The 22,054-nt window shown below is 45.6% G+C and carries 22 protein-coding genes; 10 read left to right on the top strand and 12 right to left on the bottom strand.

Annotated elements, in window-relative coordinates; all coding sequences use genetic code 11:
• Positions 1–44 precede the first annotated feature (44 nt).
• Entirely contained in the window at positions 45–2,903 is a 2,859-nt protein-coding gene (locus tag NFI80_RS19695) for a putative LPS assembly protein LptD (RefSeq protein ID WP_235165933.1), read from the top strand.
• 108 nt (positions 2,904–3,011) lie between these two features.
• On the opposite strand, the gene NFI80_RS19690 is transcribed toward NFI80_RS19695, so the two are convergent.
• Complete coding sequence (locus NFI80_RS19690) at positions 3,012–3,407, bottom strand: DUF1573 domain-containing protein (protein ID WP_026632059.1); 396 nt, start codon at positions 3,405–3,407, stop codon at positions 3,012–3,014.
• Positions 3,408–3,616: 209 nt separating this feature from the next.
• On the opposite strand from NFI80_RS19690, the gene NFI80_RS19685 reads away from it, so the two are divergent.
• The 4 genes from NFI80_RS19685 (at position 3,617) to NFI80_RS19670 (ending at position 8,450) form a co-directional block, all read left to right on the top strand.
• Positions 3,617–6,025, top strand: a complete 2,409-nt coding sequence (locus NFI80_RS19685) for an alpha-ketoacid dehydrogenase subunit alpha/beta (protein WP_235165931.1) — start codon at positions 3,617–3,619, stop codon at positions 6,023–6,025.
• 25 nt (positions 6,026–6,050) lie between these two features.
• Positions 6,051–6,629: a sugar transferase gene (locus NFI80_RS19680; RefSeq protein ID WP_235166239.1), complete on the top strand. Its 579-nt coding sequence runs from the start codon at positions 6,051–6,053 to the stop codon at positions 6,627–6,629.
• 98 nt (positions 6,630–6,727) lie between these two features.
• Positions 6,728–7,396, top strand: coding sequence for an acetyltransferase (locus tag NFI80_RS19675; protein ID WP_235165930.1), 669 nt, complete (start codon positions 6,728–6,730; stop codon positions 7,394–7,396).
• Entirely contained in the window at positions 7,323–8,450 is a 1,128-nt protein-coding gene (locus tag NFI80_RS19670; RefSeq protein ID WP_235165928.1) for a DegT/DnrJ/EryC1/StrS family aminotransferase, read from the top strand. The genes NFI80_RS19675 and NFI80_RS19670 overlap by 74 nt, the downstream gene beginning before the upstream one ends.
• A gap of 65 nt (positions 8,451–8,515) precedes the next feature.
• On the opposite strand, the gene NFI80_RS19665 is transcribed toward NFI80_RS19670, so the two are convergent.
• The 4 genes from NFI80_RS19665 to NFI80_RS19650 all read right to left on the bottom strand — a co-directional run bounded on the left by NFI80_RS19665 (position 8,516) and on the right by NFI80_RS19650 (position 11,006).
• Entirely contained in the window at positions 8,516–9,382 is an 867-nt protein-coding gene (locus tag NFI80_RS19665) for an FKBP-type peptidyl-prolyl cis-trans isomerase (protein ID WP_235165925.1), read from the bottom strand.
• 77 nt (positions 9,383–9,459) lie between these two features.
• Positions 9,460–10,122: an endonuclease III gene (gene nth / locus NFI80_RS19660; RefSeq protein WP_233799052.1), complete on the bottom strand. Its 663-nt coding sequence runs from the start codon at positions 10,120–10,122 to the stop codon at positions 9,460–9,462.
• Between the two features lie 61 nt (positions 10,123–10,183).
• Positions 10,184–10,432, bottom strand: a complete 249-nt coding sequence (locus tag NFI80_RS19655) for a hypothetical protein (protein WP_233799053.1) — start codon at positions 10,430–10,432, stop codon at positions 10,184–10,186.
• Positions 10,407–11,006 carry an RNA polymerase sigma factor gene (locus NFI80_RS19650; RefSeq protein WP_026632052.1) on the bottom strand — a complete coding sequence of 200 codons (600 nt, stop codon included), beginning with the start codon at positions 11,004–11,006 and terminating at the stop codon, positions 10,407–10,409. Before NFI80_RS19650 ends, NFI80_RS19655 begins: the two co-directional genes overlap by 26 nt.
• 381 nt (positions 11,007–11,387) lie before the next feature.
• Between NFI80_RS19650 and NFI80_RS19645 the strand changes: the two genes are divergently transcribed.
• A complete protein-coding gene (locus NFI80_RS19645; protein ID WP_235165923.1) occupies positions 11,388–12,083 on the top strand; it encodes a YjjG family noncanonical pyrimidine nucleotidase in 696 nt (231 codons plus the stop codon).
• On the opposite strand, the gene NFI80_RS19640 is transcribed toward NFI80_RS19645, so the two are convergent.
• Genes NFI80_RS19640 through NFI80_RS19625 form a run of 4 tightly spaced genes read right to left on the bottom strand, consistent with a single transcriptional unit; the run spans position 12,080 to position 15,261 of the window.
• The gene (locus tag NFI80_RS19640; RefSeq protein ID WP_233799055.1) at positions 12,080–12,970 is read right to left on the bottom strand and encodes a trypsin-like peptidase domain-containing protein; all 891 of its coding nucleotides are present in this window, start codon (positions 12,968–12,970) and stop codon (positions 12,080–12,082) included. The genes NFI80_RS19645 and NFI80_RS19640 overlap by 4 nt on opposite strands.
• 22 nt (positions 12,971–12,992) lie before the next feature.
• Positions 12,993–13,532, bottom strand: a complete 540-nt coding sequence (locus NFI80_RS19635) for a DUF2911 domain-containing protein (protein ID WP_235165922.1) — start codon at positions 13,530–13,532, stop codon at positions 12,993–12,995.
• A gap of 4 nt (positions 13,533–13,536) precedes the next feature.
• Positions 13,537–14,238, bottom strand: a complete 702-nt coding sequence (gene porG, locus NFI80_RS19630; RefSeq protein ID WP_235165921.1) for a type IX secretion system protein PorG — start codon at positions 14,236–14,238, stop codon at positions 13,537–13,539.
• A gap of 12 nt (positions 14,239–14,250) precedes the next feature.
• Positions 14,251–15,261 carry a hypothetical protein gene (locus NFI80_RS19625; RefSeq protein WP_233799058.1) on the bottom strand — a complete coding sequence of 337 codons (1,011 nt, stop codon included), beginning with the start codon at positions 15,259–15,261 and terminating at the stop codon, positions 14,251–14,253.
• A gap of 164 nt (positions 15,262–15,425) precedes the next feature.
• Here NFI80_RS19625 and NFI80_RS19620 point away from each other — a divergent pair, with 164 nt between their 5' ends.
• The 3 genes from NFI80_RS19620 to NFI80_RS19610 are packed head-to-tail and all read left to right on the top strand — an operon-like array spanning position 15,426 to position 17,807.
• Positions 15,426–16,052: an ABC transporter ATP-binding protein gene (locus tag NFI80_RS19620; RefSeq protein WP_235165920.1), complete on the top strand. Its 627-nt coding sequence runs from the start codon at positions 15,426–15,428 to the stop codon at positions 16,050–16,052.
• Between the two features lie 27 nt (positions 16,053–16,079).
• On the top strand, positions 16,080–17,297 hold the full coding sequence (locus NFI80_RS19615; RefSeq protein WP_235165918.1) for an ABC transporter permease: 1,218 nt from the start codon (positions 16,080–16,082) through the stop codon (positions 17,295–17,297).
• A gap of 57 nt (positions 17,298–17,354) precedes the next feature.
• Entirely contained in the window at positions 17,355–17,807 is a 453-nt protein-coding gene (locus tag NFI80_RS19610; RefSeq protein ID WP_235165916.1) for a DUF3299 domain-containing protein, read from the top strand.
• Here NFI80_RS19610 and NFI80_RS19605 read toward each other — a convergent pair whose 3' ends face one another.
• Both NFI80_RS19605 and NFI80_RS19600 read right to left on the bottom strand, forming a co-directional pair.
• Positions 17,808–18,893 carry a complex I subunit 1/NuoH family protein gene (locus NFI80_RS19605; RefSeq protein WP_233799209.1) on the bottom strand — a complete coding sequence of 362 codons (1,086 nt, stop codon included), beginning with the start codon at positions 18,891–18,893 and terminating at the stop codon, positions 17,808–17,810.
• Between the two features lie 47 nt (positions 18,894–18,940).
• Positions 18,941–19,951: a gliding motility protein GldB-related protein gene (locus NFI80_RS19600; protein ID WP_235165915.1), complete on the bottom strand. Its 1,011-nt coding sequence runs from the start codon at positions 19,949–19,951 to the stop codon at positions 18,941–18,943.
• Between the two features lie 155 nt (positions 19,952–20,106).
• On the opposite strand from NFI80_RS19600, the gene NFI80_RS19595 reads away from it, so the two are divergent.
• Positions 20,107–20,844, top strand: a complete 738-nt coding sequence (locus NFI80_RS19595) for a Rossmann-fold NAD(P)-binding domain-containing protein (RefSeq protein ID WP_235165914.1) — start codon at positions 20,107–20,109, stop codon at positions 20,842–20,844.
• A gap of 52 nt (positions 20,845–20,896) precedes the next feature.
• Here NFI80_RS19595 and NFI80_RS19590 read toward each other — a convergent pair whose 3' ends face one another.
• On the bottom strand, positions 20,897–22,051 hold the full coding sequence (locus NFI80_RS19590; RefSeq protein ID WP_235165913.1) for a peroxiredoxin family protein: 1,155 nt from the start codon (positions 22,049–22,051) through the stop codon (positions 20,897–20,899).
• Positions 22,052–22,054 lie beyond the last annotated feature (3 nt).

The following is a 22,054-nucleotide window of genomic DNA, read 5'->3' as shown; positions in this document are numbered from 1 at the left end:
ATTTGTTAGAACTGAAAAGAAAGGCGATTATTATATCGTCAGTAGTGGCAGCGTTTCTTATATTCAGCACAGTCGCCTGTGTACAGCAACGCACTAAGAGAACCGGGAAAAATCAGGGTAAGCCGAACGTCACAACTTCTGCCAAACAGACAGCGGACTCTCTCCTTGCTGTAAAAAAACAAGCTGGCATCGACACAACCGGTGCCGGGAAGAATGCTGCGTCCGTCAATGGTGCAATTGCAGGGGGCGATACTTCCCTCACTAACAAAGGATTAGCAGATTCCACCGCGGTAGATTCTTTATCAAATCAGGACGATCTCCAAAACACGGTTAAATATACGTCAGAGGATTCGACGATCACGGATGCGGTTTTAAAGCAGGTCCATTTGTATGGAAATGCAGAAGTGACTTACGGGACCATTAACCTGAAAGCCAGTTATATACGGCTTAACTGGATCACCAATGAAGTTTACGCCGTTGGAACCCCCGATCCTGCCGACTCTACCTCAAAGAAAACGATCGGCGATCCCATATTTCAGGATGGGCCTGAGACTTACAATACCAAAGAGATCCGGTATAATTTCAAAACAAAAAAGGCCTTGATTCAGGGCATTGTAACGCAGGAAGGGGATGGGAACATTCGTGGTGAAAAGGTAAAAAAGGATGCGGAAGGCAATTTTTACATTCGCCATTCCATGTATACGACCTGTAATCTGACACATCCGCATTACTACATCAATGCGCCGAAGATAAAAATGGTGAATAAAAAACAGGTTATTTCCGGGCCATTCAACCTGGTAATCAGCGATGTTCCGTTGCCTATTGCGCTTCCTTTCGGGTTTTTCCCTTTTCCAAAAAAGAAAGAAAACGGAACTTCCGGGATCCTTTTCCCTACGTATGGTGAGGAGCCTAATGGACGTGGGTTCTACCTGCGGGAAGGTGGCTACTACTTTGCAATCAGTGAATACATCAATGCATCCGTAACCGGGCAGATTTACTCAACCGGAAGCTGGGGTTTGGGCGTGGCTTCTACGTATTCAAGGCGGTACCAGTACAATGGTAATTTCGCATTGCGGTTCAATAAAAATAAGTCCAGTGACGAGGTGGACAGGGATCTTGGCCGCGGACAAACCAATGATTTCAGCATTATCTGGTCGCATGCGCCGAGGCCGCGCGGGAATTCGCAGTTTTCTGCAAATGTGAATGTGAGCAGCAACAGTTACAACCAGTTACAGGAATTTGAAACCAATAAATACATTTCCAATGTCGCGAGTTCGTCCGTTCAGTATAACCGTACGTTCGGGCAGTTCATGCGCGCTGCGGCGAGTTTGCGGGTAAACCAGAATTTCGGGCAAATTGATCCGGCTGACGGAAGAAAGAAAAATGGTAAGACCAACGTTTCGACCGATTTCAGCTTTGGCGTAAACCAGATTGCGCCTTTCGCATTAAAAGGCGGGCGGGGACGCTGGTATGAAAGCTTCCGTCTTGGACTCGATTTCAGTGGTAACTACGCATTGACCAACTCGCTGACTGCGATAGATACTTCTTCATCAAGCCTGGGCTTCTCGATCATTAACAACGTTGATCCGACACGCGCTAACAAAACCAAAGTAGTTGAATTTAATCTTAATAATCTTCCCCAAATGTTGAAGGATGCGCAGTTCACGGGCCGTTACAGCCTGCCGATTTCGCTTCCTAACTTCAAAGTTTTGCGATTCGTGAATGTTACGCCGAGCCTTTCCCTGCAAGGTGAAGTTTTTACCAAACAATACGCTTATTCAGTTGAGAAAAACCAGGTCCGCATTGATACATTAAGGCAGGCCGGAACGGAATATTCTTACAACTTCGGTGCGGGTGTCAATACGCGTTTTTACGGAACATTCTTCGTTAAAGGCAAGCGTCTGGAAGCAATCCGCCACACTGTTATCCCTTCATTATCATTCACTTACACGCCGGATTTCACGGGTGATGCTTTTGGTTTTTATCAAAAAGTAAACATTAAAAACCGCGGCCTGGACCGGGAATACTCATTATCCAGGTTCAGGGGTGTGGGAACGGGTGTGAGCAACGGGCAGGCTTCGAGTGTCGTTTCTTTTAGTTTGAACAACTCATTTGAAATGAAACTCAAAACAAAAAGCGACACGGCTGCGCAACAGTTTGAAAAAGTGTCGTTGCTGGACAACCTGAGTTTGGGGGGAAATTATAACCTGCTGGCCGATTCGCTGAACCTGTCCAACATTACGGTGAACGCCAATGCAAGAATTGGTAAGAACCTGAACTTGAACTTTAATATGAACCTGGATCCTTACGCATATGAGGCGAATCCACGGGTGTTGAGCAATCAGGTGGGAACGAGGGTGAATAAATATGCTGTTACGCAAGGTCAGGGATTGGCGAACCTGCAAAACCTGGGCTTTACGTTGGGAACCAGTTTTGCACCGAAAAGCTCTGACAAGACAAAACCTGTGGTGCCACCAGCGAACGGAAACCCGACCGTTACTGAGGAGCAGCGTGAGTTTATCGCCCAAAACCCGGAACTCTATGTAGATTTCAATATTCCCTGGAATGTGTCGCTGAACTATAACTTCGGCCTCACCAAACCCGGACTTTCCAGAGCACAACTCATTCAGGCTGTTCAGGTTACGGGGGACCTCAGTTTGTCCAAAAACTTCAAGGTCAGTGTTAATACGGGCTTCGACTTCACTGCATTTGAGCCTACTATTACGTCCTTAACCCTTTACCGCGACCTGCATTGCTGGGATATGAGTTTCAGCTGGACGCCGTTTGCGGGAAGTGCTTCGCGTGTAAGCAATTACAACTTCACATTGAAAGTAAAATCCAGCATTCTGCAGGATTTGAAAGTGACCCGCCGCCGTTCGTTCTACGACAGGTCTGCTTACTAGCATGAGGGGTTAACATTCAGCTCAGGCCACTAACACAACATTCATTTAAAGCACAAAAAAATGGCAGCCCTCCCCGGACTGCCATTTTAATTAAATAACCGTTAAGGGTTATTTTGAAGATTTTGCTGCTGCTTTCGGAACAACTTCACCATTCAGGTATAATGTAATCGAACCTCCTTCGGTGTTGCTGAAAACAGTTACAGGCTTATTAAACGGACCTGCTGCGGCTGCGTTGAATGTAGCTTTTACAGAACCTGTTTTACCTGGAAGCACGGGGTCTTTTGACCAAACCGGCGTTGTACATCCGCAAGATACGGTTACGTTAGAAAGTACAACCGGATCGGAACCTGTGTTAGTAAATACAAACTCGTGTGTTACAGGCGTTCCTTGTGGCACTTTACCAAATTTGTGCGTTTCTTCCTTGAATTTCAACACACCTTTTTGCGCAAAACTAACGGTGGACAAGCCTACCAATAAAACCAGCGCGGAAAAAAATACTTTCATGATACTAACTATACATTTAGTGGTGAAAAAAGTAACTAGCAAACAAGATTAAGTTATAAAACTTAAATTTAATAATCATTAACCAATATTAACAATGCGGCCGAAAGTTATACGCGCTGCTGCGGTCTTTATTATTTTCCTGCATAATTTTGGCTTGCATTCAAAAAAACGTAATTTAACTACGGATTAATTCCAAGTAAATTTTGCTTATGCTTCAAAATGATAGTTTGACCGGTTCCAGTGTGTTGAGTAAGGAAAGTATCACCAAAGACTATCGCCTTGCGTGCGAAAGTCGTCAGGTGAGTTTGCTGGGAAGGAAGGACACAATGGGTGGACGTTCGAAATTTGGCATTTTTGGAGATGGTAAGGAAGTAGCTCAGATCGCATTATCGAGGGCATTTCAGCTGGGTGATTTTCGCTCGGGATACTACCGCGACCAGACCATTGAGGCGGCGCTTGGCAACATTACATGGCAACAGTTTTTCGCACAAATGTACGCCCACGCCGATCTCGAACATGAGCCTAGCACAGGCGGGAGGTCCATGAACGGCCATTTTTCTACGCGGTGGCTGGACGAAGAAGGCCAGTGGCTGGACCAGACAAAACTCTATAATTCAGTTTGCGATATTTCTTCTACGGCAGGCCAGATTCCACGCGCCGTGGGGCTTGCATACGCTTCAAAATTATTCAGGAACAATAAAGACCTGCACGATCTGACCAACTTTACACGTCAGGGAAATGAAATTGTTTTCGCAACGATCGGTGACGCTTCCACTTCTCAGGGCATGTTCCTGGAAGCAATGAATGCGGCTGGTGTTTTGCAAATTCCATTGCTGACTTCGGTTTGGGATGATGGTTATGGCATCTCAGTTCCTGTTGAATATCAAACTACAAAGTCCAGCATTTCCAAAGCGCTGGCAGGTTTGCAGCGGAATGAGGAAGAGCCGGGATTAGAAATATTTACAGTAAAAGGCTGGGATTATCCGGCCATTATCGAGACATACCAGCGGGCCGCAGCGCTCTGCAGGGCAGAGCAGGTTCCTGTTTTAGTCCATGTTACCGAGCTCACCCAACCACAGGGACATTCCACTTCGGGCTCTCACGAGAGATACAAATCCAAGCAGCGCCTGAAATGGGAAAATGACCAGGACTGCAATGTGATATTCAGGAACTGGATCCTCCAAAATGGTTATGCAACGGACGAGGAACTGGAACAGATAGAAATTGAGGCCAAGGAAACTGCTCATAGCGCCCGTAACCAGGCCTGGCAGGCTTACCGCAAGGAACTGGATAAAGAATATCTCGAAACGATCCAGCTCCTGCAGGATGCCATGCGTTCAAGCGCACATGCCAATGAGCTGAGTAATATAGTCCTGGAACTCTCCAAAACGTATTTGCCGGTAAGAAGGGATATGGTTTCCAGCATTCGAAAAGCATTGCGGTTGCTCGGCAGAGAAGATAATCCGTCGAAAGATGCGCTCAAAGCCTCCCTTCAAAATAGCCTGAAAGACAATGCACAGCGTTTCAGCACCCATCTTTACAGCGATTCTGCCGACTCGCCGTTAAATGTCCCCCCGGTAAAACCCGAATTTTCAGAAGAAAGCCCGACCGTTGATGGCCGTGAGGTCATTCGTTCTTATTTCAATGCGCTTTTCGAAAGAGATCCGCGCGTGGTAACATTGGGTGAAGACGTTGGTTTTATTGGAGATGTAAACCAGGGGTTAGCCGGCTTGCAGGAAAAATTCGGTGAATTAAGGATTACTGACACGGGAATCCGGGAAACAACGATCGTGGGCCAGGGAATTGGCATGGCCATGCGCGGATTGAGGCCGATTGTCGAAATTCAATACTTTGACTACATCTATTACGCGCTAGCAACGCTCACAGACGATCTGGCAACGTTGCGTTACCGAACAGCTGGCGGTCAAAAAGCACCGTTGATCGTTCGTACGCGCGGGCACAGGCTCGAAGGGATCTGGCACTCGGGCTCGCCGATGGGCACCATGCTGAGCAGCCTCCGCGGAATTCATGTTATTGTGCCAAGAAATTTTGTGCAGGCGGCTGGATTTTATAATACATTAATCAAAGGCGACGATCCGGCGCTGATCGTTGAACCGCTGAATTCTTACCGCCAAAAAGAAATTCTTCCAGATAATATAGGCGAAATCTGCGTCCCATTGGGCGAACCTGAAATAATTCGTGAAGGAAATGACATTACCATTGTGACCTATGGCTCAATGTGCCGTATAGTAATGGAAGCCGCTGCTCAATTGCAAAAATCAGGCATTGAAGCAGAGGTTATTGATGTGCAGACTTTGTTGCCTTTTGACATTCACAGCAGCATTGCGGAATCGGTCAAAAAAACCAACAGGGTTATTTTCGCTGACGAAGATTTGCCGGGAAGCGCTTCTGCTTATATGATGCAGCAAGTAGTTGAGAAGCAAAATGTTTATCGCTGGCTGGATTCTGCACCCATAACCGTTTCGGCGAAAGATCACCGTCCTCCATATGGATCGGATGGGGATTATTTCTCTAAACCAAATGCAGATGACATCTTTGAAGCAGCTTATCGGATCATGCAGGAAGCCAACCCGGAACATTACCCGGAGCTTTTCTAACGCGTTTAATGCTGCCTACCTCAAAATAGGAAAAAGACTCTTAGATATATTTTTAGCGGCGACCGGACTAATCATCCTGTCGCCGCTTTTTTTTATAATATCCTTTGTCCTTTGGTTTGAAACCAAAGGCAATGTGTTTTTTTGTCAGTTGAGGCCTGGCTTGTATGGGAAGATTTTCACTATATACAAATTCCGGACATTAACCGACGTTCAAAGCACTTTATATCAGCCAAATGCTCCGCCGTCTATCTCACGATTCGGCAAATTTCTTCGCAGATCTTCATTAGACGAAATCCCCCAACTCTGGAATGTTTTAAAAGGGGATATGAGCCTGGTAGGCCCGAGACCATTACTCCCGGAATATCTTGAAATCTACAACGCTGAGCAATGCAGGCGTCACGACGTTTTGCCCGGCTTAACCGGCTGGGCGCAGGTGAACGGGCGCACTGCGATCAGTTGGGAAAAGAAATTTGAACTCGATGTCTGGTATGTTGAGAACCGTTCCTTCTTGCTGGATATGAAGATTTTGTATTTGACCTGCTCAACAATTTTCAAAAATCAAACAGAACACTCATCAGCACCATTTAAAACATTCAAAGGCTAAAATTTCAACATTCAAACATTCACTCATTCACTCATTCACCCATTCACTCATTCACTCATTCACCCATTCACTCATTTACTCATTCACTTCTAACAACTATGCTCATCTACGGCGCCGGCGGCCACGCCAAAATTATCATCAGCCTGTTGCGGGATGCAGGATTTGAGATCCATGCGATCTTCGACGATGATCCGGTCGGGAAAACTTGTGCAGGATTTTCTGTTTCAAATTATGATCCTGGGTTGCAATCTGCTCAGCCTTTAATTCTTGCGATTGGCAATAATATGATCCGAAAGAAACTGGCCGCTGAGGTAAGTCACGGTTTTGCCAATGCATTTCATCCTTCATCCCTCATTGCGCCTGATGTTCAGTTTGGTTACGGCAATGCAGTACTGCATCGCACTGTAATTCAAACAGATACAATTATCAGGAATCATTGCATTGTCAACACCGGCGCATTGATCGAACATGAATGCCGGATTTCGGACTTCGTTCACATTGGGCCCGGGGCGGTGCTTTGTGGTAATGTTACGATTGGTGAATGCACCTCGATTGGCGCCGGAAGCGTGGTGGTTCCCAATGTTATTATTGGTAAAAATTGCCTGATCGGCGCAGGAAGCGTTGTTACGAGAAACATTCCCGATGGAGCCATTGCCCGCGGAAATCCTGCCCGAATCATTAAACAAACACACTATGGAAAAGAGAATATGGCTGTCTCCGCCACATATGGGCGGGACGGAAATGAGTTACATTCAACAGGCATTTGACACAAACTGGATCGCACCGGTCGGAGCGAATGTGGATGCTTTTGAGAAGCAGATTGAGGAGTTTATGGGTTGCGGACATGTGGCAGCACTGTCATCGGGGACCGCGGCGTTACATCTTGCATTGGTTTTGCTTGGCGTCACGAGAGGGGATTTCGTCATATGTCAGTCCCTTACATTCGCAGCCAGTGCTAACCCGATATTCTACCAGGGCGCAACGCCTGTTTTTGTTGACAGTGAACCACTTACCTGGAATATTTGTCCGGATGCTTTGGAAAGTGCTATCAAGCATTGTGTCAGAAAAGGCAAAAAACCCAAAGCCATCATTATTGTGCATTTATATGGCATGCCTGCGCGTATGGATGAGATTATAACATTATGCCATCACCACGACATTCCATTGATCGAAGACGCCGCGGAAGCACTTGGCTCTGCATACAAAGGGCAAAAGGCTGGCTCATTATGCAAATTTGGCATTTTCTCTTTCAACGGAAACAAGATCCTTACGACATCGGGTGGCGGGGCACTGTGGTCGGCCGATCAGACGGCTATTCAAAAAGCTAAGTTTTTGGCAACGCAAGCCAGAGATCCTGCACCGCATTATGCGCATTCGGTAACCGGTTACAATTACAGTTTGAGCAACATTTGCGCAGGAATAGGGAGAGGACAAATGCAGGTTCTGGAAGATCGAATTGCCCAAAGACGCGCGAATTACACATTTTATCAACAAACATTCAGCACATTAGCCAGATTACAATTTCAGAATGAACCTCCTGAATGCTTTTCCAATCGCTGGTTAACCGCATTGACATTGGATTTCCAACAAACAGGAATCTCTCCGCAAACAATAATAGCAGCACTGGAATGCAAGAACATTGAATCCCGGCATCTATGGAAACCGATGCATATGCAGCCTTTGTTTAAGGACGCGCCTTATTTTGGGGGCACCATTGCCGGTGACTTATTCCGATCCGGCATTTGCCTACCCTCCGGTTCCAGCCTGGCGGAGGATGATTTGCAGCGCGTTACCCAAGTTATTACCAACCTTTTTGCATAAAAAAATGTCCGCGAACGATGCCGCGGACATTACCTTTTACACTGATATTGAGATGCTTACGAATTCTAATCTGCTAAAACTTCTATTTCGAATTGCAACGGTGCGTAAGGCAAAATTTTGTCGCCCCTACCGGTTTTCCCATATCCTAGTGCCGATGGGAAAATAATGATTGCTTTTTCTTTTTTGCGTAGTTTACGCAACGCACGGTCGAACCCTGCAATAGTGCCGCCTGATGAAGTTATAAATGAGCTGGTGCCTTCATCAAACTTGACGTCGTCCAGAAGCTTACCTACATATTTAACTTTGACCGCTTCTCCGGCTTTAATCGTATCGCCGGTTACTTGGTTTGATCTGATAATAACCAGGTTATCAGATGTCCGCTCAAAATTTTTGTAATTCTTTTTGGCAATGAATTCATCAATCTGCTGCACTTCAGAGCGTGTCTGAATAAATTCAACTTCCAGACGGATCGGCGAATAAGCCGGAATGTTCACTTTATCCACATTTCCGGAAGCCAGATAAAAAGGCAAGAAGAATGTTGCTTTTTCGCCCGTCTTCATCAAAAATATCCCTCTCTCAATGCCACCCCAGAAAAGGTAACCTTCAACCGGGAAGGTAAAAGTTGTCTTGCTGTCCACAGTTGACGACACCACTTTGGTCCCGTCGAGCAGATAACCTGTGTATTTGATGGTTGCAGCATCTCCTCTGTTCGCAAGCTGGCCGTTCGGGTTCGCAACGCGGGTGATGTAATAAAGGCCGGAGCTGTCTCTGATTGCTTTTGATCCCAGACTGTCTGTTTTGAGATAGTTCTCGATCGCGGTCTCGTTTTCCTTCACTTTTGCCGTGTCATCCGGACCATCCGAATCCATACAACCCGACAAACCGATAAGCAGCGCAAATACGATGACCAATGATAAATTAATTCGCTTCATTTCTTTTCCTTCTTCTTTAAAATTAATGGGGACTGATACTATTAACACAGATGCTAGTAACCTTGAAATGGTTGTAATCAGGATTGAAAAAGGGAAACTTTTACATTCTTTTCGTAAAATTTACAACACGGCCTCAAGGGGCACTCCATGCATTTTGGGGTTCTGGCGAGGCAAATGTAGCGCCCGTGCAGAATGAGCCAGTGATGCGCCTTATGAACGAGATCTTTGGGAATATATTTTAAAAGTTCTTTTTCAACCGCAAGTGGCGTGGTAGCCGTAAGCGGCACCAGTCCAATGCGTCGTGAAACGCGAAAAACATGGGTGTCGACAGCCATAGCAGGCTGATTGAAGATAACGGATGCGATCACATTTGCAGTTTTCCGTCCGACGCCGGGCAGCTTCTGCAAGTCATCTATGGAAGCGGGCACCTCGGAATTGAATTGCTCGACGAGCATTCTTCCCATGCCCACTAAATGTTTGGCTTTGTTGTTGGGATAAGAAATGGAGCGGATGTAAGTAAAAACCTCCTCCACATTAGAGGCCGCCAGTGCAACCGGATCGGGGAACCGCTCGAAAAGCGCAGGCGTAACCATGTTCACACGCTTATCCGTGCATTGCGCGGAAAGGGCTACGGCAACAAGCAACTCATAAGGACTTCCGTAATGCAGCTCTGTCTCAGGTTCTGGGAAGTTATTGGTAAAATAATCAAGGAAGAACTTGAATCGGTCTTTTCTAAGCATAGGAAAATCCTGCCTGCAAATTAATACAGGCGGTTACAAATTAAATAAAAAGACCCACCTCTTAAAAAGAAAGAGCGGTGGGTCTTTTCGGTAAAAATTGTTGGGAGTATTTGAAAACTTTCGCAACCGACGAATCCGAAGGGGTCCGAACGATTTTATCCATCTGGCTCTGAATGTCGAGCGAGTCCAGATAAAAGCTCATCAAATCATTGTCAAGCGCTAGGGCCTCAACAATCAGGTCGTTTTCAGTCTCTGTTGTTTCGGCATATAAATACCTTACAACGTCATCGTAGGTAAAAGTTTTTGTCATACTGTGGGGCACGTTGGTTGAATTGCTTACGCAAGTTTATCAACGCGTAACGCATCCTGCCCAATGCCGTATTAATACTCACTCCTGTTGCATCGGCAATTTCCTGAAAACTCATGTCCTCATAGTGGCGCATGATCAAGACTTGCTTCTGAACATCAGGTAACCGCTGGATCATCTCCCGCAGTTGCTCATGTGTTTCCTGACGAATCTGGATTGACTCTACGGAATCCTCCGAAAAATCCAGCGTATTGAAAACACTGCTTCCATCTTCAAATACTACATTGGGGTAGCGTTTATCGCGTCTGAAATAATCAATGGCGAGGTTGTGTGCGATACGTATAATCCATGGCAGGAACTTGCCTTCATCATTATATCTACCACCTTTTATCGTGTCAACGGCCTTGATAAATGTATCCTGTAATAAATCCTCGGCTACATACTGGTCCTTGACAATCAGATAAATAGTGGTGTATATTCTTGATTTATGGCGCTGAACAAGCTTTTCAAATGCCTTTTCATTACCGCGGATATACAATGTTACCAACTCACTGTCGCTAACTTGGACTTTCTCCATTTTTACTATTCGATTTAGTTAACGTAGAGCGGTTCGTCGATATTGTTTCTCCTTTCTGTTTAGTGAAATATTGAACTGTCTTTTCTGTATTTTGAATTATACATATCAAAGAAATGGATTTGAAAAAGAATTTGCAAATCTTTAGGTTTCTTTTTTTTGTAAAATAAATTTCATTAACAACTGTTAACAACAAACCCCTCTTTTGAAGAATATACGTGTACTGGCTGTACGCTGTGTTCCTATTGCAATAATTAATAGAACTTATCAAATGACATACGACCCGGTTATGCCGTTTGGATCACTTCTTATTTTTTATTTATGAATTTTGGTGAATAAAAATTAAATTTCACTTTTCTAATAAAATTTGAATTTTTACCAGATATGAAATACCGGCATCTTTTCTTCGATCTGGACCATACACTTTGGGATTTTGACAGAAATTCTTCCGAATCGCTGGAAGAAATTTTTCACACATTGACCCTGATTCAGTACGGAGTATCGTCTTTGGACTCGTTTATCCAGTCTTTTTTGAAAATAAATACCGCATTGTGGGATGCATTTGATCGCGGAACGGTGCACCATACCTATATACGTGAAAACAGGTTCAAGATGGTGTTTGAAGAACTCGGCGCCAACTTGCCTCCTAATCACACAGAAATCGGCGAGGCCTATCTTCGAACATTGCCGGATAAGAAGCATTTGCTGGAAGGCGCGCTCGATCTGCTCAACTATGCGAACTCGGCTGGCTATTCCATGCACATCATTACGAATGGTTTTAACGAAATCCAGGCGAGGAAGATCGCCAGCTCGGAAATAGGCCACTTTTTTGAGAACATCATTACGTTTGACACGGCAAACGCCAAAAAGCCGGATCCTAAAATTTTCGCTTACGCATTGGAAACGGCCAGGGCGGTGCCCTCGGAGAGCATTATGATCGGGGATAACTGGGTGGCCGACATTATGGGTGCGAAGCAATTTGGAATGGACACGGTTTATTACAATCCCGCCGGACTCCAGTTTGATGAGAGCCCTACATACGATATCAGGCGCCTGGAAGAATTAATGCTGATCCTTTAAACTTCCTCTTCATAGAATGTGACGTTTTTCTCGCGCAGGAATTGCTTGATCACGTCCACATGCACGCATTGGCCCACATTCAGGAAAGGATAATTAGAAACCCTTTTCCTTTGTCCTTCCGTTGTCACTTCCCTATTCACCTGGTCAAATCCCAAATGCAGGTGGCGCGTGGAGCTTTGCATGCCGTAAATGATCCCATTTGTGTCAAAAAGCGGCCCGCCACTCTGTCCTCTTAATCCTGGTGTGCTCATTTCAATGCCCACAACACCATTGCTTTCACCAATATGGCGCGTAATAATGCCGTCGATCGGGAAACTCGGCGTGTTGATGCGGCCTGCTTTGAGCCACTCAATGTCACCTGTGTTTTTGTTGTATTGATAATTGGTAAATTCGGGAAACGGATAGCCTAAGCGGCAGAGATATCGTCCTTGCTTTACAAGTCTGGAATCTTTTAAAAAGCGCGCATAACCCTGATATTGCTTGCTGTCATAATCCCGGAACTGAATGATCGCCAGATCCTGAGTCGGGTGCAGGTGAATGGCCAGGCCTTTGTAAGCCGTAACGCAGTTGATAAAATTAAAAAGTATCCGGATCGGATTATCGTTGCTGATCCTGTATTTGGTTTCCAGAAAAGCGCGCTGTGTTTCCAGCCCGGGATCTTTCTCAAATTTTCTGAGCTCACCCTTAAATTTGAGGTAATTCTCATAAATGGAGCTGGCATACAAGATCTGCTGCGCTACGTGCCTACAGGTAATCGCAAAGCCATTTTCATTCACAAAAAACAATGTAGCAGTGCCCGGCACAATGTCACTGCCGGTGTAATAACGCAATATAAAATGAATGGGACGGGTGTACTGATCTACTTTTTCAATAGCTTCAACAAACATAAGGAGCGTGCAGACGAGCGGTTTACTTGGTGATAGGAACCAATGCTTCTGTCTGGTCCCAGCTTAAAATCATGTTGACGCCGCCCGGTATATCTTCGAAGTAAATATTAAACAATTCCTGAACTGTCGGCCTGATCCTGATAGGCACTTCCACGCGCATCACATCTTTGCCATCATTATATTCCGTGCCCCACTGGCCGGTCTCCGAGTTAAGGATAATTTTCCAGGTGCTCTGCCCAGGGACCGAGTAAAGCGAATAAGTGCCCGCTTTCACCGGCTTGCCGCCGATAGACAGGCCCTCGCCGAGTTCAATGAGTGTGGCTTCATTAGCGCCGGTGCGCCAGACTTTCCCGTAGGGCGCAAGTGCCTTATCTTGTTCCCTGCCAAAAAGCAGTCTTCCTTTCTTGCCTGGCTTACTATAAGTGACTTTTACACTTACACCATTGTTCGTCGTTTCTGCAACTGCTTCCGGGCTGAAAGATTTGGTATACTTTCTCATTCCAAAAAATCCAGCTAAAACAACAACAAGCACGCCGGCAACGATAAGGAGAATTTTTTTCATAGGATCAAGGGCAAACGATTTTATAAAAAGTGTACGTAACTGCAAGTCGTAAATAGTAGTAATTATCCTTCAAAGACGGATCGCCTTGCTGAAATTTATCAGTCCCTATCGGATCCCCTCCTAAGTTATCAAGATAATCCGAATAAGTTTTTCTGGCTCCGTATTCGATGCCAATGTTCCAGGGACGCCGGATCTGATATTTGATCCCAACCCCATAAGGAAGCACAAACGAGCTGGTTTTGTAACCCACGCCTTGCGGATCAGGATTGAATTTGGTATACCCGATTCCTCCAAAAACATATGGACTCCAGTTCACAGCAAAACGCCGCTCCTGAAAATTGAGAAAGTTATATTCCGCAACGGCGCTTCCTTCAAAAATGCGCGATGTGAATGAAAAATTACGCGCTTGCTGAAAAGGATCCTTGCTATGCTTGTCCTCCGCGCCGATAATGCCGCCCATCAGTTCCGCCCGCAGAGACAATGCCTGGGAAGGATTATACCGAAAAAAAACGCTTCCGGCGGGTTTAAAAAAACGAAGCCTAACCGAAGGTGCAATGTCTCCCTTGTAATTCAATGCGCCTAACCCCGCTCCTATCTCGATTTTTTGCGCCATAACCGCATTCCCGGAGGCCACAAAAAAATAAATACCTGCCGCCAGATTAAGCAGCAAGTATTTTGCATTTATAAATTTTAAAGAAGACTTCAATGGATGCCTTAGTTATTTTAATGGAGGACATTTGATCTGCGATGGCAACATATAGTTGATATGGATCATACCAAAAAGATAGTTGTCCGTGTAAGTTGGGCTGTTTCCCCGGTCTGTGCCCGGCGCTCCAAAGCCCGTGGTCGGCAATGCTGCCAAGGGATCATTGGTATCCAGCATGTAGTTAACAACAAGGAATTTTTTCAAAGCCTCCGTGCGGTCAGCTCCTTTTCTTGCAGCATAACGCTCTGTTGTCCTGTTACTTAGTGCAAGTGCAGTCGGATTGTCCGCAAACAATGCCGGATCCGCATATTTTCCGTGCGCATCATCTAAGTAATCTGTAAATGTCTTACGGAAACCCAGTTCTGCTGAAATATCAAACTTAGAGTTGATCTTATAGCGAACTCCAATTCCTAAAGGAATTGCAAATTGAACCAGCGAGTAAGGTTTATCATAACCTTCATTTCCCTGACCCTCAGTTCCCAATGGCTGTAATTTAACCCAATCGCCATCCAGCGAATCAAGTGCTTTCGGGTTGTGAGCCGTAAGCGCTATCCCGGCAAACAGATACGCGCCAAACTGCGGTCTTCTGTCGTAGCTTCTGTTATCAGGTGTCAGTTTGAAAATACCCTGCACAGAGAATTCTTTCAGATCATTTCTGAAATGCAGGTTTCGGGCGTAAAAAATGTTGGATTCCTGCTTCTCGCTACGATTCATAATGTAATCGTCACCCGCGATACGCGCATAAATAAAGCTTGCTCTTGCACCCAAACGGGGCGTAAAATGGCGTGTGTAATTCCCGCCAATGCTCCAACGCATCATTTTAAATGTGGAAGCAAGTGGCCTTCTGTAAGGTGCGAAATCTCCAAAATAGCTAGAAGTCCCGAGCCCAAATCCGGCTGTTGAATACGGAACAAAAATGCCCCTGCTCTGCGCCTGGACATCCTGATTCATAAACAAAAGCCCACAAGTCAAGATAAACACCAATGCCCCGGACACTTTCTTTAATTCAGATTTTCTACGCATTTGTGAGATCAATTTTTTGCAAAAATAGAACAGTTGTTGGTTTTATTCAGGGTATATCACCATTTCAACGTATTTCCGAATGATTTATTTGTAACACGAAAATTTTTTAATGTTGCCAAAAATAAAACTTCATTATCATTGCAAATGGAAAAACAGCCTTTGCAATGATTTCAAGCACCAATCTTCACTTTTCTTACTCAGCCCAAAAGCAGTTCAGCTTCCCGGACATTCACTGCAAAGACAAGGAAACACTGCTGATATTGGGCCAGTCGGGCAAGGGAAAAACGACATTGCTGCACTTGCTGGCGTTGCTGCTGAAACCTGAATCGGGACAAATCCTGATCGCAGAAAAGCCGGTAACAGCCCTTTCCCCGGAAGAAGTAACGAAGGTAAGGGCGAAAAATATCGGGATCATTTATCAGAAACCCCATTTTGTCAGCTCGCTTTCGGTTCTGGAAAATATACTGCTTTCCAACTATCTGGCAGATCAGAAAGAAAACACACAAAAAGCCCGTATGCTGGCGGAAAAACTGGGGTTTGCGGAACATTTGAACAAAAAAACCAATCAACTCAGCCAGGGCGAGCAGCAGCGTGTAAGCATTGCCCGCGCACTCATGAACGAGCCAAATGTCATTCTCGCCGACGAACCTACGTCCAGCCTGGACGATAACAATACCCAAAAAGTAATCACATTATTAAAGGAACAATCCGCCTCCATAGGCGCAAGCCTGGTTGTGGTCACGCACGACCAGCGGTTGAAAGATGCGTTTTCCAACCAGGTCCACCTTTAATAGTGCCATTATCCTAATCCTGAACAGATGAATGTTGTCAAAATAAGTCTGGCCAACCTGAAAGAGAAAAAGCTGAACAGTTTTTTAAGTGCGCTTTTGCTTACGCTGGGAATTGGTATGATATCACTGCTTTTGCTGCTCAACAAACAACTGGACGAGCAGTTTCGCCGGAACATTCGCGGCATTGATATGGTGGTGGGAGCCAAAGGCAGCCCGTTGCAACTGATCCTGTCCAGCATTTACCAGATCGACGCGCCTACGGGCAATGTGCCGCTGGCCGAAGTGGATGCATTGCGTAAAAACCCTTTTGTTAAAACCGTAATTCCGCTTTCCATGGGCGACAGTTATCAGGGGTTCAGGATCGTGGGCACGACGCCAAAGTATATCGAGCATTTTCAGGCAAAACTGGCCAAGGGGCAGATTTATAATGCTTCGATGGAGGTTGCAATCGGCAGTAAGGTGGCGGCAATGTCACAGTTGAAAATCGGTGATACATTCGCCAGCTCGCATGGGCTCGATGGTGCGGGCGAGGCGCATAATGACAAGAAATACAAGGTTACAGGTATTTTCGAAACCACTGGCTCCGTTGTCGACCAGCTTATACTGACCAGATTATCAAGCGTTTGGGACGTTCATGCGCATGGAGAAGAAGGCGCTGCCAAACATGAGGAGCATGAAGAGCACGACGAAGCCGAAGCAGGCAGGCAAGTTACCAGCGCACTGATCCAATTCCGGAATCCAATGGGATTAATGACCCTTCCGCGGCAGATCAACGAAAACACATCCATGCAGGCCGCATTACCCAGCATTGAAATAAACCGGCTTTTCTCGCTGCTGGGCGTGGGCATTGAAACACTCCGCGCATTGGCACTTATCATTATCAGCATTGCGGGGATCAGCGTTTTTATTTCGCTTTACAATTCACTGAAAGAACGAAAATACGAGATGGCGCTCATGCTTTCTATGGGCGCAACGCGTACAAGGCTATTCCTGATGCTATTGCTGGAAGGCTTAATGCTGGCCGTAATCGGCTATTTTTCAGGGATTATTCTGAGCCGCGTTGGGCTTTGGCTGTTTTCGAGAGCCGCAGAGCAGGATTTTCATTATTCGTTGCGGAAATTCACGATTCTGCCCGAAGAAATTTACCTGTTTTTTGCAGCCTTGCTGATCGGCTTCCTGGCCTCAGCACTTCCCTCGCTGGGCATTTACCGGTTGAATATCTCCCGCACACTGGCAGAGGAATGATATTCTGCGTAAATTTGTTTACTTAGCTAAATCCTAACCAAGACAAAATAAGGCGCAATGAAATCTGTAAGAATCATCATATTACTTTTTTGCTTTACCTCTTTATTCGCATTTACGCCGGCTGTTAACCCGGTTAAGGTGACGTGGGAAACGTTGCGTGATGTGACTTTCAAAAAGAAGTGGTACGCCGAAGAATCCATTTATATGCTTCATCCTACGTTCGGGCCGAGTGTTCAGAAGTTGAAAAATCAGCAGGTTACCATTACGGGATACATCCTGCCTGTGGATCTGGATGCTAATTTATATGTGCTTTCCGCATTTCCTTTCAGTGCTTGCTTCTTCTGCGGAGGCGCGGGCCCTGAGACGGTTATGACTTTGAATTTCAAGAAAAAAGATGGCCGCAAGTTCAAAACGGATGAACGTCTGACCTTCGTAGGAACATTAAAGCTGAATGCAGACGATATTTATCAGATGAATTACATCCTGGACGGCGCTGAAATCACTGAGTAATCAGATCCCGATCAGCCGCCAGACGCCGGAAATGAAGAAAAGCACGAGTCCAACCGGCGTTAAGACTTTCCATCCCAGATACATAAGCTGATCTACACGCAGTCGCGGAAGCGTCCAGCGTGCCCACATTTGAATTAAAATTCCGAAAATCGCTTTCCCCAGCAGCCAGAATATACCCGTAATGTAACCAAACCAGGTTCCGGGTTCTCCACTGGTCCAGTCGGCCAGCTTCAACGGGCCAATGTTGGGGAAAGGCGTATTCCAGCTTCCCAAGAACAAAATAGCGCCTAACAGGCAAACCAGCAGCATCATTCCATACTCCGAAAGCATGAAAAGTGCCCAGCGCATGCCTGAGTATTCGGTGTGAAATCCGGCAACCAGCTCCGATTCACCTTCCGGCAAGTCAAAAGGTGCGCGGTTACATTCTGCCAATGAGGCTATAAAGAAGACAATGTATGCCAATAGTAAAAAGGGGTTCCGGACAATGTTCCAGGACAAAAAGCCACCTACATTCGTCACATCAATGCCCAGGTCTTTTATGCCAAATAAATAAACAGGCTCATTGGAATAAATGCCTTGCTGAAAACTGATAATCTGTAAATCCAAAGTCTGCGAAAGCATTACCACGCACAAAATGGATAATCCCAGTGGGATTTCATAGGAAATGATCTGCGCCACAGCACGCATGGCACCGAACAGCGCAAACTTGTTATTAGAACCCCATCCGGCCATTAAAAGCCCTATAACGTCCACGGAAACAATGGTCAGCAAGAAAAACACGCCGACCGATGCCCCTGAGCCGGCCAGGTCAGGCGCCAGCGGAACGACTGCAAAACCAGCAAAAACGGAAACAAAAATGACAAATGGGGCGAGAAGAAAAAGACGCCTGTCCGCGGCTTTTGGAACGATATCCTCCTTTTGAAGGAGTTTGAGCAAATCGGCGAAAAGTTGAAGCAAGCCCCATTTACCTACCTCCATCGGACCCATCCTATCCTGAATAAATGCAGAAACCTTGCGCTCCAGATAGACGCCGATAACCACAAAACCAGGCACAAGAAGAAGAAAAATGATGAGTGTAAACGGTATCAACGGCGTTTCGGGATCTTAGTGACTGCCAAAAGTAAACAAAAAACTTACTCTACTTCGTCTGGTTCGCCGTTATATCCCGATTCCTGCAAAATCTGTGCAGCGTTTTCCATTCCCATCAATTCGGAAAGGGTTATGCTCGGATTTTCGGCCCGGAAACGGTTTACGATCCGCCAGCCCACCCAACGCGCAATGGCGCCCGGCACCTTTTGCCCGATTTCGGTTGTGAATGGACGTTCTTCAATGAACTTCTTTTTTTTCATCTCCGCAGACTCATACAGCAATTTTCCAGCAATAAAATAAGCCCATATCTGCTGCTGGCTCGCATCCGTTCTGCGCAAATTGTCGGCCGAATATCCGATGACCAGGCTATCCGCGGCAGCCGGCATGATCTGTTTTACAAATGCATAACCCTTGCCATAACCGATCATATCCGCGAGCAATGTCTTGTCGGTAGGATCAATTTTGTTGAAACGGTTGGATTCGAAAAAGACGATAGAAGGAACAATGTATTCTTTCTGGTATCTGCGCAGCTGATAATCAAATACATCCGGACGATACATGGCGTTTGGCCCGCCGAAATAATCCAACCCGATAATAATCAGGGAATCGGTTATATATAGGTCTGTTCCTGTGAAGCCTGTTACCAAAAACTGCACTTTGGGTGCTTGGAAGGCAGGATAATGATATTTTATTTGCTTAAATGCTTCCGCCAGCGGGTCAAGAATGTTGTGTTTACGGTCGCCTATGAGGCTATCGAGCTGGCTGCGAAATGCTTGAAAATCAGGGTTTTGTGAAATATTGAATAAATGCGTTGCCAGCTGTCGGGGATCCATTTGTGAACTCGCAAAATATTCCTTTGCCAGATATGGACGCGCGTCGAGAAAATTTTCCACATCTTTAACCGATTTGCAGGCAAAAAGTGCCTGATCCAGATTTTCGGACTGAACATTGACAACGGCCTCACTCGTGTCGGATTCGAGGCGCTTATCTTTATTACAGGAAATAAAAGAAACAGAAATCAGGAAGCAAAAGAGAGCAAATCTCGATAGGAACATAGCCTTAATATCAAATGACGGATAACGATTCAAAATTAGAAAAAAAACAAATAAGCATTCTGGGATGCGGGTGGTTAGGTTTTCCATTAGCTCAACGCTTACTAAGCCTGCATAGTACGTGGGAAATCAGTGGCAGCACCACTACAATGCCAAAAATGAACGCATTCGTGCAAAAAGGAATCTCGGCCCATTTGATTCCGATGAATCCTGACTTCATATCCAAAGAGGGTCTGGATACATTTTTCGACGTTGATACGCTTCTGATCTCGTTACCGCCGCGCCTGACGAAGAATGAACCAGGATTTTATGTAAAACAGATCGAAGCAGTCATTCAGGAGATTAATCAGTCGAGAATCCGCGACATTATTTTCATTAGCTCAACGGGCATTTATCCCGAGCTGAACCGGATTGTAGTTGAAAATGATGTAAAAACACCTGAGGAATCGGAATCTCCGGAAATGGTTGCGGCGGAAAATCTGTTAACTGCCTTACGTCCCGACCGTAATGTTACCATTCTCAGGCTAGGCGGCTTACTAGGCTATAACCGCATTCCAGGGAAATATGTGCAGGGTAAAAAAGATATGACAACCGGCTCAATTCCTGTCAATTACATACATAGGGATGATGCTGTGGGAATTATAACGACCATTCTTGAATCCGGCATCGTGAATGAAACATTCAACATTGTATCGCCGATCCACACAACGCGCCGTGAAGTTTATGAAACGTCCTGCGCACAATTCGACTGGGAAGCACCCACATTTATCGAGCCAATCGAAAAGCCCGATTTCAAGGTTATATCAGGTGAAAAATTGAATCAGCATTATAAATACGACTTCAAATTTCCCGATCCGTTACAGTTTTATTATAGTCTGGAAGATGTTGGCGCATAAAAAAAATCCGCAAGACAGATCTTGCGGATTTTTAACTACATCTAATCTATTATTATTGAGCGCCCAGCAATTCAGTAAGCTTGCTTTCCAATGCTGGCCCGCGTAAGTTCTTGGCAATGATTTTCCCGTCTCTATCAATCAGGAATGTGGCTGGAATGGCATTCACGCCATAAGTTTGCGCAACGCCGGAATTCCATTTTTTTAATTCCGATCCATGCAGCCATTTCAGCTTATCGCGCTCAATGGCCGTTTTCCAGGCTTTTTCGTTATCATCCAGTGAAACGCCGTAAATGTCGAATCCTTTGTCCTTGAACTTGTCATACATGCGCACAACATTCGGATTTTCCATCCGGCAAGGTCCGCACCAGGATGCCCAGAAGTCGATTAAGACAAACTTTCCGCGCAGTGAGGACAATGCAACCGGCTTTCCGTCAGGGCTATTCAATGTAAAATCAGGCGCTTGCTGTCCGACTGAAACGCCCGCAATTCTTTTTATCTGACCAATAAAACCTTTCGCTAATGTCGGTGTCGGCGTTACTTTTTCGTAGTCGTCGGCCAGCTTTTTAAGCATTTCAAGATCATTATCCGGACTTAAAAAATTGTTCGCCGTAAAAAGGGCGACTAATGATGTGCCCATTTCAGGAAGCAATTTCTTAATTACATCCAGCCTTTCTTTGTCCGCGCCAGCAAATGCCTGTTGCACTTCCTGGATTTTCTTAGCGTCTTTTTTCTCCTCAGCCTTCGCATATTCTTCGTTCCAGCCCGTCACTTTGGCCGCGAAAGACCGCATAAGCTTGTCTATCTGACCATAATATTCCATGTTTTTGGATCCGGAAATATCTGCGTTGCCACCATTTCCCTTTTCGTCCCTTGCAGTTCCGTCGGCAACAACATTGAATGTCTCACCACCTTCCACCAGCAAAATCACCTTCTGACGATCCGCAATGTTCAATGAAAAGAAACTTCCGCGATCATTCTCAACTCCTTTAATAGCAAATGTCCCGTCGGCCGCAAGCTGTGTAGAATCCAGCTTGATTGATGATCCGCCCGCAGTGGTTCGCAGCAATTTTACTTTCTCTCCTTTCGCACCATTCTTCACTTTACCGTTAACCGAGAAATCCTTGGGTGCAAGTTGCTGTGCCTGAGATTGAAGGCTCAAAAAAGCTAGACTAAATATGAAAATACTTTGCTTGACTATTCCTTTCATAAC

Source organism: Dyadobacter chenhuakuii (genome assembly GCF_023821985.2).
GTDB lineage: Bacteria > Bacteroidota > Bacteroidia > Cytophagales > Spirosomataceae > Dyadobacter > Dyadobacter chenhuakuii.
Note: the sequence above shows the minus strand (reverse complement) of the source record. Positions and strands in the feature narration are given on the sequence as shown.